The organism is Streptomyces sp. BL1 (assembly GCF_057628045.1).
Window position 1 is genome coordinate 1,067,818 of record NZ_JBXYWZ010000002.1, and the last position, 13,953, is coordinate 1,081,770.

Here is a 13,953-nt window from a genome sequence, read left to right on the forward strand (position 1 = left end):
CGGCGCGAGGGGCAAGGGAGCCGGCGCGAGGGCCGAGGGGTCCGGGGCGAGGTCAGTTCGCCCCGGGGCCCTCCTCGTTGACCACCGAAGCCGTCCATCCGTACGGCAGTTCCGCACCGTCGACGCTGACCGCCTCGACGGTGCGGTCCTGTGCGTCGATGTCGGCGACGATCCCGTTGCCGGAGGAGTAGCGGGGGTAGCCGCTGGAGCCGGTCTCCCCCGTCGCGTGCACCCACTCGCGGCGCACGGCGCCCGCCGAGACGGAGGCGTCCGTGGCGTCCTCCTCCTTCTCCGGGGGCTGCGGCGTGATCGCGATCTCGAAGCGCGAAGTGTGACTGGCCATGCCTCCGACGCTAACGCGCCCGCGCCGCCCGCGGCGGTACGCCGGGCCGCGCGCCCCGAACGGACGCGCCCCGTGAACAGCCGCACCCCCGGAGGCGGCAAGCCGCCGGCGCGCCGAAGCGCACCGGCGGCACGCGCACCCGCGGACACACTCCCGCCCGGGGGCACGCCACACGTTCACACCGTCCCGCGTGTCAGTCGCCGCTCACCCCCGGTGTCGAGGGCGGTCCTTCACCGGCGCCCGTGCCCCAGTCCGACGGCTTCTCGCCCAGCCGGAAGGACAGTTCACCGCCGCGCCGGATGTCGTCCGTACGGATCCAGGTGCGCGGCAGATCGCTGCCGCCGAGCCCGGCCGACTGGACGTACCGGTTCTGCGCACTCGTTCCCTCGGCCCGGACGGTGAACCGGCCGCGCGGATAGAAGGCGCGGTCGAGGGCGATGTCCACCCTGTCGAAGGCCGGCGTGGACAGCCCCCAGGTGTCGGTGCCCGGGTACACCGGGAAGACGCCCATCGACGTGAGCACCATCCACGACGACATGGTGCCCAGGTCGTCGTTGCCCGTCACACCGTCAGGACCGTTGGTGAACAGGGTCAGTGCGGCGTGCACGACGTCCGTCGTCTTCCACGGCGTACCGGTGGACAGATAGGTGTACGGCGCGATGAGGTCCGGTTCGTTCTGCGGGTTGTACTTGTCGGCGTTGTAGTAGTCGTACGGCCCGTTGACCCACACCTCGCGGGCCGTCTTCTCCGGGTCCTTCAACAGCTGGTCGTAGGCGAAGAAGGAGTCCAGGCGCTGCTCTGTCTTCTGCGTACCGCCGATCATCGACAGCAGTCCGCGCGGGTCCTGCGGCGCCAGCCACATGTACTGCCAGGCCGTGCCCTCGTGGAAGCCCTTGCTCTTGGCCGGGTCGGCGGGTCCGGCGAACTTCCCCTCGCCGTCGCGCGCACGGAAGAAGCCGGTGCTCTTGTCGAAGATGCTGCGGTAGTTGCGTGCCCGCTGCGCGTACCGTTCGGCGTCCGCACGGTGGCCCAGTCCGCGCGCCATCTCCGCCAGCGCGCCGTCGGCCAGTGCGTACTCCAGGGTGGCGGAGCCGCCGTGCTCGAAGTCGGAGTCGCCCGGCTTCTCGCGCTCCCCTTCGCCCAGATACGGCACGTAACCGTGCTTCAGATAGTGCTCGTTGCCCATCCTGCCGACGTACTGCGAGTCGGCGGGCGGCACACCGTCGGCGTTCTTCCTCAGCGCCCGGTACGTCTCCTCCTCGTGCCCCTTCAGCAGTCCCTGCCGATAGGCGTTGGTGAGGAACGGGGTGACCGGGTCGCCGGTCATGATGTTCGTCTCGGCCGTGCCGTAGCCCCACTTGGGCAGCCAGCCGCCCTGTTCGTCGACACGCAGCAGCGACAGCGCCATGTCCCGCGACTCGCGCGGCGCGACCAGCGCGAGGAGCTGCGCCTGCGTGCGGTACGTGTCCCACAGGGACCAGTTCTGGTAGTAGGTGTGACCCTTGGAGCGGTGTTTCTTCAGGTCCCAGCCGGTGTAGCGGCCGTCGACGTCCTCACCGACGTTGGGGTGCAGCAGCGCGCGGTAGAGCGAGGAGTAGAAGACCTTCCGGCGCTCCTCGCTGCCGCCCTTCACCTGCACCTGGCCCAGCCGGTGCTCCCAGGCAGCGCGGGCGGCGTCCCGGGTGGCGTCGAAGGAACGGCCGCCCTCCGCCGCGAGGTTGCGGTCCGCGCCCTTGGCGTCCACGTACGACAGGGACGTCGCCGCCTCCACGTCGCGGTCGCCGCCCCGGGTGTCGAAGCGGACGTACGCGCCGCGCTTCCCGCCGCCGTCCGAGGAGCCGCTGCCGTCGGTGACCTTGTCGCCGCTCCACGTGCCGTGGGAGGCGAAGGGGCGGTCGAAACGGGTGACGGTGTGCACGGTGTACGGGCGGGTGTCCTGGCAGAACCCGCGCCCGGCGATGGAGGTGCGCACCGTACGGTCGTCGAGGACCTTCACCGTGCTGTTGGTGACCTTGTGCAGTGCCTGCCCGGTGTTGAGCAGCACGTTGGCCTTGTCCGTGGAGGGGAAGGTGTAGCGCTGGTGCCCGGTGCGTTTGGTGGCGGACAGTTCTGCCGTCGTGCCGCCGTAGTCGTCGAACTGCACCTTGTACGCGCCCGGTGACGCGCTCTCCTTCTCGTGCGAGAAGGCGGCGGCGTACTTGGCGTTGTCCGTGCTGGTGATGTCGCCGGTGGTGGGCATGACCGGCAGGTCGCCGCCCAGTCCGCAGCCGACGCCGGACAGATGGACGGCGGAGAACCCGCGGATGCTGTTGTGCTTCCAGTCGTATCCGGTGGTGTGCCCGGTGTCGGGCGACAGCTGCACCATGCCGAAGGGGACGGCGGCACCGGGGAAGGTATTGCCGTCGTTCTGTGTGCCGATGAAGGGGTTCACGAGAGAGGTGAGGTTCCCGCTCCCCCCGGCTCTCTCTCCGCCGGGACCGGCCGCCGCTGCCGGCCCCGGGGCGCTGACCATGCCCGCGCAGAGCGCCGTCAGCGCCAGGCCGACGAGTCCGCGGACGCGTTTCGCTCGTACCACTGCAGCCTCCGAAGGAGGTAGACAACGTTGTCTGATCGCATCGCCGCACTGTGCTCCGACAGCGTTGTCAGCCCCAACACCCCCTGTCAACACTCCGGTTCGCCTCTGTCGCACCGCCGCCTCCGGTACGCGCAGTCCATCCGGGGCGGCCGTCAGGCAGAGGCGGCGGTGGGTGGGGGTGTGGTGGTGCAGGCCCGCGCCCGGCGTACGCCGCGCCCTTCCGCGCTCTCGCCCCCGCCGGTCCGCTCCCGCAGACTGGTCCCTTGGCCGGCGGTCCTGGGACGGGAGGCGTGGATGCACGAGGCAGTGGCGGCCCGGACGACCGCACGGTGGGCCGGCGCCCGCCGGACACGGGCGGCGCTCGCGCCGGTGGCCGGCGCGCTTCCCGCGCTCGCGTTCCCCGCGCCGGCGCTGTGGTGGCTGGCCTGGGTGGCCCTCGTGCCGTGGCTGCTGCTGATCCGCTGTGCGCCGACGCCCCGTCAGGCGGCCCTCGCCGGCTGGCTGGGCGGCACCGGGTTCATGCTCGCCGTGCACCACTGGCTGATGCCGAGCCTGCACGTGTTCATCCTGATCCTGGCCGCGCTGCTGGGGGCGCTGTGGGCGCCGTGGGGGTGGCTCGTGCGGCGGCTGCTCGCCGGACGGCCGCGCCCCGCGCGGATCGCGGCGGCCGCCGTGCTGCTGCCCGCAGGCTGGCTGATGATCGAACTGGTCCGCTCCTGGGAGTACTTGGGCGGCCCCTGGGGACTGCTCGGCGCGAGCCAGTGGCAGGTTCCCCCCGCACTGCGGCTGGCGTCCGTGGGCGGCGTATGGCTGTTGAGTTTCGCCGTCGTCGCGGTCAACACGGCCGTCACCGCCGTCCTCGCGAGCGCCGGGGCGCGCGCCGCGGGCGCGGCGGTGCTCGCGGTGGCTGCCGTGGCGACGACGGCCGCCTGGGCGTGGGCGCCGGCCCCCGCGGAGAACCGCGGGACAGGGACGCGCATCGCCGTCGTACAGGCCGGCGCGCAGGCCAAGACAGTGGGACAGCGCTTCGCGCGCAGCGCCGAACTCACCCGCCGGCTGGCGCAACAGAACACCCGGCCGGACCTGGTGGTGTGGGGCGAGAGCAGCGTCGGCGTCGATCTGGGCGCCCGCGCGGACGCACGGCGGCAGTTGGCCTCGCTCTCGGCCCGGGTCGGCGCCCCGCTGCTGGTCAACGTGGACGCGCGGCGGGTGCACGGGCCCGGCATCTTCAAGAGCTCGGTCCTGGTCACACCGGACGGCCTCGCCGGTGAACGGTACGACAAGATGCGCCTGGTGCCGTTCGGCGAGTACGTGCCGGCCCGCGCGCTGCTGGGCTGGGCCACCTCCGTCGGCAAGGCCGCCGGGGAGGACCGCAGGCGCGGCACGCATCCGGTGGTGATGCACAGCGGCGCGCTGCGGTTCGGACCGCTGATCTGCTTCGAGACGGCGTTCCCCGACATGAGCCGCCATCTGGTGCGCGCAGGCGCCCCGTTGCTGGTCGCCCAGTCCTCCACGGCCAGCTTCCAGCACAGCTGGGCGCCCGGTCAGCACGCCTCCCTCGCGGCGCTGCGCTCGGCGGAGAGCGGCCGCCCGATGGTGCACGCCACCCTGACCGGGGTCAGCGCGGTGCACGGCGCGCGGGGCGAGCAGCTCGGCCCGCGGCTCGGCATCGACCGCAGCACGACAGCGGTCTACGACGTACCGTCCGCGACCGGCACGACGCTGTATGTGCGGTTCGGTGACTGGATCCTGTACGCGTCGGGCGCCTCCCTCGCGGCGTACGGAGTGCTGCTCGCCGTCCGCGCCCGGCAGGCCGGGCACCGTACGGCAGGCGCTGTCGTGAACGAACCGGCGCCGGCTCCCCGCTGACGGCCCGTCGGGTGGGGGTGCCGGTCACTGTCCGGCCGCACGGGCGAAGCGTGCCGACAGCTCGCGCACGCTGTCGGCGAACTCCGGCGGCGACTCGGCCTCGAAGTCCACATCGAGCATCCCGACGACCGCGGCGGCCAGCACGTACGAGTCCGTGGCCAGCTCCAGGCGGCAGGTGTGCTCGTCGACGGGCGTGACGATCCCGTCGATCCGCCCGGCGACCTCCTCCGCCGGCGCGTGCACCAGGGCGCGGCAGCGGTACGGCCACATGTCGTGCCCGATCGTCCTGCGCAGATAGGCGGCCACGTCACCGTCCGGCGGCTCCCTGGGCGTGAACCGGGGGCCGTTGGGCGTCCGCAGCGACATCCGGTCGGCGCGGAACGTCCGCCAGGCCGCCCGGCCGGTGTCCCAGCCGACCAGATACCAGCGGTGGTCCCACGCGACCAGCCGGTGCGGCTCGACCGACCGGCGCGTGCACTCCCCGTGGTGGCTGACGTAGTCGAAGCGCAGTGTCTCCCGTGCGCGCAGCGCGGCGGAGACATCGGTCAACACGCCCGCGTCCACGGCCGGTTCGCCGCGCGGCGCGACCGCGACCACGGCGCTCTCCAGCGTGCCCACGCGGTGCCGCAGCCGGGAGGGCAGCACCTGCTCGACCTTCGTCAGGGCGCTCAGCGCCGCCTCCTCGAGGCCCGCCACATTGCCCACGGCGCCCACCCGCAGGCTGACGATGAGAGCCACCGCCTCCTCGTCGTCCAGCAGGAGCGGAGGCAGCGCGGCGCCCGCCCCCAGCCGGTACCCGCCGGAGGGGCCCATCGCGACGTGGACCGGATAGCCCAGCTCCCGCAGCCGCTCGACGTCCCGCCGGACCGTACGGGTGGTGACGTCCAGGCGCGCGGCGAGGTCCGCGCCGGTCCAGTCGCGGCGGGTCTGCAACAGGGACAGCAGCCGGAGCAGCCGGCCGGGGGTTTCCCACATGGCCTCACGATCCCAGAAGTCGCGGACCGGTTCTGTCCGCTACAGGGCGGAGTCTGGGTCCATGAACACACCGAAACCCTTCCGGGTGGACATCCCGCAGGCCGACCTCGACGACCTCCACGCGCGCCTCGCCCGTACGCGCTGGCCCGGCGAACTGCCCGGCGTGGGCTGGTCGTACGGGGTCGCGGAGGGTTACCTCCGGGAGCTGACCGACTACTGGCGCACCGGGTACGACTGGCGCCGGCACGAGGCGCGGCTCAACGCCTTCCCGCAGTTCACCACCGAGATCGACGGACAGACCGTGCACTTCCTGCACGTGCGCTCGCCCGAGCCGGACGCCACCGCGCTGATCCTCACGCACGGCTGGCCCAGCACGGTGTACGACTTCCTCGACATCCTCGGCCCGTTGACCGATCCGCGGGCACACGGCGGGGATCCCGCGGACGCCTTCCACGTGGTCGCGCCGTCGGTGCCCGGCTTCGCCTTCTCCGGGCCCACCCGCGAGACGGGCTGGGGCACGCGCAGGACGGCGCGCGCCTGGGCGGAGCTGATGCACCGTCTGGGATACGAACGGTACGGCGCGCAGGGCGGCGACTTCGGCAGCATCGTCTCCCCCGAGCTGGGCCGCGTCGCCCCGGACCGCGTGCTCGGCGTGCACGTCAACGCGCTGGCCAACGCCTCCGTCCCGACGGCCCCCGGCGACCTGGACAAGCTCTCCGAGGCCGAGCGGGAGCAGGCGGAGCAGCAGGAGATGTGGTGGTACGGCCACTCCGGATACGCCACGCAGATGGCCACCCGCCCGCAGACCCTCGCCTACGCGCTCAACGACTCCCCCGCCGGCCAACTCGCCTGGAACATCGAGTGGTTCGTCGACTGGGACCCGGCTCATACGCGGCAGACGCCCGTCGACCGGGATGCCCTGCTGACCGACACCACGATCCTGTGGCTGACCGGTACGGCGGGCTCGGCGGCCCGGCTCTATCTGGAGGCGGGACCGGAGGGGTGGGGCGAGCGCCCCGCACCCTCTCCGGTCCCGACGGGGGTGGCCAACTTCCCCGGTGACAGCGCGATCCGCGGCCTCGCCGAGCTGTCGAACACCGTCACTCACTGGTCGGACCTTCCCCGCGGCGGGCACTTCGCCTCGCTGCAGGCCCCCGATCTCCTGGTCGACGACATCCGGGCCTTCTTCCGTACGGTCACGCCCGGAGCGGCGAGGGGGTGAGCCGGGCTACCAGATCTTTCCGACCCACTCCGGGTGATCGACAAACGGGTTCCGGTTGTGCTGGAACTTGTCGAATATCACCTCGTTGCGGTTCTTCTCGAAGGCGTCCGGCGGGTCCTGGTCGCTCCACTTCTTCAGCACGGAGACGCGGCCGATGTTCGGCGCGGAGCCGTTGTCCACCTTGTCGTTGGCCTCCAGGTCGGGGAAGGAGTCGTCGCCCTCGTAGCGCACGTCCATGTAGAGGATCATGCGGGCCACGTCGCCCTTGACCGCGTCGCGCGGTTCGTAGGAGTCGCCGTCGGTGAAGTTGCCGGGCGCGCCCTCGACTTCGTCGCCGCCGGCGTCGAAGTCCTTGCTGCCGCGGATGCTGTTGACCTTCACATCGGCGGGGCGCAGATGGTGGATGTCGGTGCCGGGCCCGGTGGCGGTGCCGAAGTCGCCGTGCGACTTGGCCCAGACGTGCTCGCGGTTCCAGTCACCGGAGTCGCCGCCGTTGGCGTCCTTGGACTGGGAGCGGCCGGTGTAGAGCAGGCGGACGTTGGCGCTGTTGTCCGGGTCCTCGTCGGTGGCCTTGAGGGCGTCCCAGACCTGGTCGTACGAGAGGGCGGTCGCGCCGTTCTTGATGATCTTGTGGAGCGCGGTCTTGAGCTCCTCGCCGGTCTTGCCCTCGGCGTCCTTGTAATAGCCGTCCGGGGGCGCGGTTCCCGTGCGGGCGGCGGCCGCGTGCGCGTCCGCCGTCTCACGGGGTTCGGGCCCTGCGACGGCAGGCATCTGTACGGCGGCCGCGACCAGCAGCGCGCCGGTCACGGCGGCCACGGTTCTGCGACGGCCGGTGAAAGGGCGGAAGTCCACGATGGTGTCCTCTCCCCGAGGTGTGGCGCCGCCCGCGGATGTGGGGGTGCGGCACGGCACCGGCCGACTGGTCATCGGCCGCGACGAGCCTGCCACCGCATCGAACACCAATGCGTGGATCGCACGTGATGTTTATGCGGAGAACCAGTGACGGCAGCGCGCCCCGCGCCCCGGAACCCCGCGCGTCAACTCCCGGATCCCCACACGTGATTGGGCCACGACGGGCCGCCGACCGGACGGAAAGCTCTGCCCCGGCGCGCGCATGCCGGGAGGCGGACACCCGCCGCCGACCGGGCCGGTCGCGGGACCGGGCCGTAGGGCTGCCGGGGCCGACGGCCCGTCAGGGGTCGGAGCATCACGGGGCCGTGCTTCCGGGCGATAGCCCAGCCGGGTCGCTTCCGGCCCCGATACGGCCCGCTGCCGGTGCGGCGGGTGGATCCGGCGGCGTGGCTGTCCCACGGTGGTCGCCTTGCAGCGGAGCCGTGCGCCGACGCGGAGGTAGGGAGCCGAACGTGCCGGACCTGTACATCGACGGGCAGTGGGTGGGCGCCACCCACGAACAGCAGCGCCAGGTGATCAACCCGTACGACTCGTCCGTCGTGGCGACGGTCGACGAGGCGGACGCCACGGATGTCGACCTCGCCGTACGCGCCGCGCGCCGTGCCTTCGACGCCGGCGGCTGGTCGGACGCGCCGGCCCGGGAACGGGCCGATGTGCTCTACCGCGTCCACGAGTTGCTGCTGCGCAACAAGGAACGCATCGCCCGCGCCGAGTCCCTGGACACCGGCAAAACCCTCACCGAGGGCCGCATCGACGTCGACGACGTCTCGAACGCCTTCCGCTACTACGCGGAGCTCGCCGGCAAGGACGGCGGCCGCGTCGTGGAGGTCGGCCCGGACGTCCTCAGCCGCGTCGTCCACCACCCGGTCGGCGTGTGCGCACTGATCGCCCCGTGGAACTACCCGCTGCTGCAGGCGTCCTGGAAGGTCGCGCCCGCGCTCGCCGCCGGCAACACCTTCGTCCTCAAGCCCTCCGAGATCACTCCGCTGAGCACCCTCATCATGATGCGGCTCATCGAGGAGGCCGGCGCACCGCCCGGCGTCGCCAACCTCGTGCTGGGCCCCGGCGGTTCGGTCGGCGCGGCGATGACCGAACACGACGACGTCGACCTGGTCTCCTTCACCGGCGGCCTGGCGACGGGCCGCCGCATCATGGAGGCCGCGGCCCCCGGCGTGAAGAAGATCGCCCTGGAGCTGGGCGGCAAGAACCCCAACGTGGTGTTCGCCGACGCCGATTTCGAGGCCGCCGTCGACTACGCGCTCGACGCGTCCTTCCTGCACTCCGGGCAGGTCTGCTCCGCCGGCTCGCGGCTCATCCTGCACGAGGACATCCACGACCGCTTCGTGGCCGAACTGGCCGACCGGGCAAGCCGGATCCGGCTCGGCAGCGGCCTGGACCCGGAGACCGAGAGCGGCCCGCTCAGCTCCGCGGAACACCGCGCCAAGGTCGAGGCGTACTTCGACGTCGCACGGCAGGAAGGCGCACGCCTGGTCACCGGCGGCGGCCGCCCCGACGACCCGAAGCTCGCCGACGGATTCTTCCTCCAGCCCACCGTCTACGCCGACTGCGACCGGTCCATGCGCCTCGTCCAGGAGGAGATCTTCGGCCCGGTCGTCACCGTCGAACGGTTCCGCACCGAGGACGAGGCCGTACAGCTGGCGAACGACACCCGTTACGGACTGGCCGGCGGCCTGTGGACCAGCGACGCGAGCCGCGCCCAGCGGGTCGCCAACCGGCTGCGGCACGGCACCGTCTGGATCAACGACTTCCACCCGTATCTGCCGCAGGCCGAATGGGGCGGCTTCGGCCGCTCCGGCGTCGGCCGCGAACTGGGCCTCGCCGGACTGGCCGAGTACCAGGAGACCAAGCACATCTACCAGAACCTCCAGCCCGGCCCGTCCGGCTGGTTCAAGGGCTGACACCCCCGGCGCGGCCGGCACAGCGGAGAGGCCGAGAGGAAGCCATGACCGAAGAGGCCGTGTACGACTACGTCATCGTCGGCGGCGGCACGGCGGGCTCGGTGCTCGCCGCGCGGCTGACGGAGGACCCCTCCTGCCGCGTCGCCGTCATCGAGGGCGGACCCAGCGACGTCGGCGACGAGAACGTCCTGCAGCTGCGCAACTGGATCAACCTGCTGGACTCCGAGTACGACTACAAGTACCCCACCGTCGAGCAGCCGCGCGGCAATTCGCACATCCTGCACTCGCGGGCCCGTGTGCTGGGCGGCTGCTCCTCGCACAACACGCTCATCAGCTTCCTGCCGTTCCCCGAGGACCTCCAGGAATGGGTGGACCGCGGCTGCGACGGCTGGGGCCCCGACGTGATCCTCCCGTACCGGGACCGGCTGCAGACCAACATCGTCCCGGTCGCCGAGGCGGACCGTAACCCCATCGCCAAGGACTTCGTGACGGCCGCCTCCGACGCGCTGGGGGTCCCGGTCGTGGAGGACTTCAACGCCCGCCCGTTCAAGGACGGTACGGGCTTCTTCTCCGTCGCCTACGACCCGAAGACCCACCACCGTTCGTCCGCCTCCGTGGCCTATCTGCACCCGGTCATGGACCGGCCCAACCTCACGCTGCTGCTGGAGACCTGGGCGTACAAACTGCTGCCCGGACCGGACGGACGGTTCACCGGCGTACAGGTGCGTGCCGCCGACGGCAGCACATCCGTCGTCCGCGCGGAACACGAAGTCCTGCTGTGCGCGGGCGCGGTGGACACGCCGCGGCTGCTCATGCTCTCCGGGATCGGCCCCGCCGACCAGCTCCGCGCCCTCGGCATCGACGTCGTCGCCGACGTGCCGGGCGTCGGCGAGAACCTCCTCGACCACCCCGAGTCGGTCATCGTGTGGGAGACCGACAGTCCGCTGCCGCCCAACTCCGTGATGGATTCCGACGCCGGGCTGTTCCTCAGCCGCGAGGACCGGCGCGGGCTGCCCGACCTGATGTTCCACTTCTACCAGGTGCCCTTCACCGTCAACACCGAACGGCTCGGCTACCCGGTGCCCCCGTACGGGGTGTGCATGACGCCGAACGTGCCCAAGGCCCGCTCCGTGGGCCGCATGTGGCTGCGCAGCGCCGACCCGGAGGAGAAACCGGCCCTGGACTTCCGCTACTTCACCGACCGCGACGGCCACGACGAACGCACCATCGTCGACGGGCTGCGTATCGCTCGGCAGGTCGCCGCCACGGAACCCTTCAAGTCCTGGCTGACCCGCGAAGTGGCGCCCGGTCCCGGCGTACAGACGGACGACGAGCTGTCGGAGTACGGACGGCGCGCAGCGCACACCGTCTACCATCCGGCGGGCACCTGCCGGATGGGCGCCGAGGGCGATCCGAAGGCGGCGCTCGATCCCCGGCTGCGCGTCCGAGGTGTGGAGGGGCTGCGGGTGGTGGACGCCTCCGTGTTCCCGACGATGCCCACCATCAACCCGATGGTCTCCGTCCTCCTCGTCGCCGAACGCGCCGCCGACCTCATCACCGGCGGCACCGGACCCTCCGCGGCACGGGGCGTCCGGTGACCGGCGGCGCCTCCCCGGCAGGGGCGGGGGCTTCCGGACGGGACGGGGCTTCGGGACCGGACGGGGCCGCGGGCGCCCCCGGGTCCGCGGGAGCCCAAGAGGGCGGCGAGGAGAGCGAGTTCCGCAAGGACATGGGCCCCTGGGCGAACTTCGCCCTCGGCTTCACCTACCTCTCCCCCGTGGTCAGCACGTACACCCTGTTCGGCACCGCGCTGGCCACCGGCGGGCCGCCGATGATCTGGGCGTTCGTGATGGCCGGCATCGGACAGTTCCTCGTCGCGCTGGTCTTCGGGGAGGTCGTCGCGCAGTATCCGATCGCGGGCGGCGTCTACCCGTGGACGCGCCGGCTGTGGGGCAAACGCTGGGCGTGGATGGCCGGCTGGGTCTACATGTGGGCGCTGATCGTCACCATCACCAGCGTCGCCTACGGGGCCGGCCCGTACATCGCCATCCTGCTCGGCTTCGAACCGACCGTGCACACCACGGTGTTGTGCACCATCTGCCTCATCGTCATCGCCGTGCTCATCAACTACGCGGGCACCCGCGTCCTGTCGTGGGCCGCCATCATCGGCTTCACCGCGGAACTCGTCGGCGCGCTCATCGTCGGCGTCTGGCTGCTCGCCACCGAGCGCCACCACGGACTCGGCGTCCTCTTCGACGACTTCGGCGCCGCCGACGGCGGCTCGTACCTGCCCGTGTTCCTGGCGGCCGGGCTCATCGGCTTCTACCAGTACTACGGCTTCGAGGCGTGCGGCGATGTGGCCGAGGAGGTCAAGCACCCGGGGAAGATGATCCCCAAGGCGATGCGGCGCACCATCTACATCGGCGGTGCCGCCGCCACCTTCACCTGCCTGTGCCTGCTCCTCGCCGTGACGGACTACCGCGCGGTGATCGCCGGCAAGGAGTCCGACCCCGTGGTGCACGTCCTCTTCACGGCGCTCGGCGAGTTCGGGGCGCGGGCCGTGATGGCGGTCGTCCTCATCTCGTTCCTCTCCTGCACCGTCAGCCTCCAGGCCGCGGCGGGCCGGCTCATCTACTCGTACGCCCGCGACCAGATGATCGTCGGGCACCGGCTGCTGCGGAAGTTCTCACACGCCCGGGCCGTCCCCGGCTACGCGCTGCTGGTCTCGGCGCTGCTGCCAGTCCTCATCGCCATCGGCTCCCTGGTCTCCGCCGACGCCCTCACCAAGATCGTGTCCTTTGCGATCCTCGGCATCTACGGGTCGTTCCAGATGGTCGTCCTCGCCGCGCTCCGCGCCCGGCTCAAGGGCTGGAAGCCCGCGGGCGAGTTCCGGCTCGGCCGGTGGGGGCTGCTCGTGAACGCCGCGGCCCTGGCGTACGGCATCTTCGCCATCGCCACCATCTCCTGGCCCCGCACTCCCGAAGCCCCGTGGTACGACAACTACATCGTGCTGCTGTGCGGCGGCGTCGTCGTCCTCGCCGGGCTCCTGTACATGGTCACCACCCACCATCACGCCCGCGGCGACGCCCCCGCCGACGAGGCCATCCCCTCCGACTCGGCGGAACCGCAGACGTAACCTCCACCGCATGACCACCCTGCGCAACACCCGTCTCCTGCCGCTTCCTCGGCTTCACCGGCCTGGCCCGCCCCGCCGGGCATCGCGCCTGACGCCGGGTCAGGCGCTCGGGGCCTCCACTTCCCGGACGACGCGTTCGCACAGTTCGTGAGTGCGGAGAGCGTCCTGGGCGGGGAGGACCTTGTCGGCGCGGACCGCGTCGAGGAAGGTGAGGGCGGCCTGTTCGATGCCGCGCTGCCGCGCCACCGGCACCCAGTCACCGCGGCGGCGGACGCTGGGCTGGCCCTTGTGGTCGATGACTTCGGCGAGATTGCGGACCTCGCGCTTGGTGTCCTGGCCGGAGACCTCCAGGGTCTCCTCGGCCGATCCGGACAGCCGGTTCATCGCGCCGATCGCGGTGAAGCCGTCACCGGCGAGGGTGAGCACCACGTGGTGCAGCAGCCCGTCGCGGACCCGCGCCCGTACGTCGATCTCGTCGACCGTGCCGGGCGCGAGGAAGCGCAGCGTGTCGACGACGTGGATGAAGTCGTCGAAGATCATGCGGCGCGGTTCCTCGGGCAGCCCGACCCGGTGCTTCTGCAGCAGGATCAGTTCGCGCGGGTGCTCCAGGCACTGTGTGTAGCCCGGAGCGAAGCGCCGGTTGAAGCCGACGGCGAGGCTGACGCGCCGGTCCTCCGCGAGGCGGACGAGCTGCTGGCACTCGTCGAGCCGGTAGCCGAGCGGCTTGTCGACGTAACAGGGCACGCCCGCCTCGAGAAGCTGTGTGACGAGCGGGACGTGGGCGGAGGTCGCCGCGTGCACGAACGCGGCGTCGGGCCGCGTCGCCAGGAAGGTGTACGGTGTGCCGGTGTGCGTCGGGGATCCGGTGTGCCGCGCCGAGCCGTTCGAGCGTGGCGGGCGTACGGGTCACCAAGTGCGGTTCCACGCCGGGCTGGGAGGCAAGGACCGGCAGGTATGCCTTCTCCGCGATGTCTCCGAGACCGATCACGCCGATTCGCACGA

At 71.8% G+C, this 13,953-nt stretch carries 9 protein-coding genes and 1 pseudogene; 5 read left to right on the forward strand and 5 right to left on the reverse strand.

Annotation, left to right across the window (positions count from 1 at the left end; genetic code table 11):
- Positions 1–52 precede the first annotated feature (52 nt).
- Positions 53–343, reverse strand: a complete 291-nt coding sequence (locus tag AC3AGO_RS04970; protein ID WP_487818886.1) for a hypothetical protein — start codon at positions 341–343, stop codon at positions 53–55.
- Between the two features lie 193 nt (positions 344–536).
- The gene (locus tag AC3AGO_RS04975) at positions 537–2,855 is read right to left on the reverse strand and encodes a GH92 family glycosyl hydrolase (protein WP_487824534.1); all 2,319 of its coding nucleotides are present in this window, start codon (positions 2,853–2,855) and stop codon (positions 537–539) included.
- A gap of 357 nt (positions 2,856–3,212) precedes the next feature.
- Between AC3AGO_RS04975 and lnt the strand changes: the two genes are divergently transcribed.
- A complete protein-coding gene (gene lnt, locus AC3AGO_RS04980) occupies positions 3,213–4,787 on the forward strand; it encodes an apolipoprotein N-acyltransferase (protein ID WP_487818887.1) in 1,575 nt (524 codons plus the stop codon).
- A 24-nt stretch (positions 4,788–4,811) separates the two neighbouring features.
- Here lnt and AC3AGO_RS04985 read toward each other — a convergent pair whose 3' ends face one another.
- Complete coding sequence (locus AC3AGO_RS04985) at positions 4,812–5,762, reverse strand: helix-turn-helix transcriptional regulator (RefSeq protein WP_487818888.1); 951 nt, start codon at positions 5,760–5,762, stop codon at positions 4,812–4,814.
- Positions 5,763–5,823: 61 nt separating this feature from the next.
- Here AC3AGO_RS04985 and AC3AGO_RS04990 point away from each other — a divergent pair, with 61 nt between their 5' ends.
- On the forward strand, positions 5,824–6,984 hold the full coding sequence (locus tag AC3AGO_RS04990) for an epoxide hydrolase family protein (protein ID WP_487818889.1): 1,161 nt from the start codon (positions 5,824–5,826) through the stop codon (positions 6,982–6,984).
- Between the two features lie 6 nt (positions 6,985–6,990).
- On the opposite strand, the gene AC3AGO_RS04995 is transcribed toward AC3AGO_RS04990, so the two are convergent.
- Positions 6,991–7,755: an endonuclease I family protein gene (locus tag AC3AGO_RS04995; RefSeq protein WP_487824535.1), complete on the reverse strand. Its 765-nt coding sequence runs from the start codon at positions 7,753–7,755 to the stop codon at positions 6,991–6,993.
- A 593-nt stretch (positions 7,756–8,348) separates the two neighbouring features.
- Here AC3AGO_RS04995 and AC3AGO_RS05000 point away from each other — a divergent pair.
- The 3 genes from AC3AGO_RS05000 to AC3AGO_RS05010 all read left to right on the forward strand — a co-directional run bounded on the left by AC3AGO_RS05000 (position 8,349) and on the right by AC3AGO_RS05010 (position 12,951).
- On the forward strand, positions 8,349–9,815 hold the full coding sequence (locus tag AC3AGO_RS05000; protein ID WP_487818890.1) for an aldehyde dehydrogenase family protein: 1,467 nt from the start codon (positions 8,349–8,351) through the stop codon (positions 9,813–9,815).
- 44 nt (positions 9,816–9,859) lie between these two features.
- Positions 9,860–11,413, forward strand: coding sequence for a GMC family oxidoreductase (locus AC3AGO_RS05005; protein ID WP_487818891.1), 1,554 nt, complete (start codon positions 9,860–9,862; stop codon positions 11,411–11,413).
- Between the two features lie 131 nt (positions 11,414–11,544).
- Positions 11,545–12,951 (forward strand): APC family permease, encoded by a 1,407-nt coding sequence (locus tag AC3AGO_RS05010; protein WP_487824536.1) that lies wholly within the window; start codon positions 11,545–11,547, stop codon positions 12,949–12,951.
- Between the two features lie 99 nt (positions 12,952–13,050).
- On the opposite strand, the pseudogene AC3AGO_RS05015 reads toward AC3AGO_RS05010, so the two are convergent.
- Positions 13,051–13,951 (reverse strand): annotated as a pseudogene (locus AC3AGO_RS05015) (Gfo/Idh/MocA family protein).
- Positions 13,952–13,953 lie beyond the last annotated feature (2 nt).

What these genes read in the sequence shown, in the direction of transcription:
- AC3AGO_RS04970 (WP_487818886.1), bottom strand. Translation starts at nt 343, where the DNA reads ATGGCCAGTCACACTTCGCGCTTCGAGATCGCGATCACGCCGCAGCCC.
- AC3AGO_RS04975 (WP_487824534.1), bottom strand. Translation starts at nt 2,855, where the DNA reads ATGGTCAGCGCCCCGGGGCCGGCAGCGGCGGCCGGTCCCGGCGGAGAG.
- lnt (WP_487818887.1), top strand. Translation starts at nt 3,213, where the DNA reads ATGCACGAGGCAGTGGCGGCCCGGACGACCGCACGGTGGGCCGGCGCC.
- AC3AGO_RS04985 (WP_487818888.1), bottom strand. Translation starts at nt 5,762, where the DNA reads ATGTGGGAAACCCCCGGCCGGCTGCTCCGGCTGCTGTCCCTGTTGCAG.
- AC3AGO_RS04990 (WP_487818889.1), top strand. Translation starts at nt 5,824, where the DNA reads ATGAACACACCGAAACCCTTCCGGGTGGACATCCCGCAGGCCGACCTC.
- AC3AGO_RS04995 (WP_487824535.1), bottom strand. Translation starts at nt 7,755, where the DNA reads ATGCCTGCCGTCGCAGGGCCCGAACCCCGTGAGACGGCGGACGCGCAC.
- AC3AGO_RS05005 (WP_487818891.1), top strand. Translation starts at nt 9,860, where the DNA reads ATGACCGAAGAGGCCGTGTACGACTACGTCATCGTCGGCGGCGGCACG.
- AC3AGO_RS05010 (WP_487824536.1), top strand. Translation starts at nt 11,545, where the DNA reads ATGGGCCCCTGGGCGAACTTCGCCCTCGGCTTCACCTACCTCTCCCCC.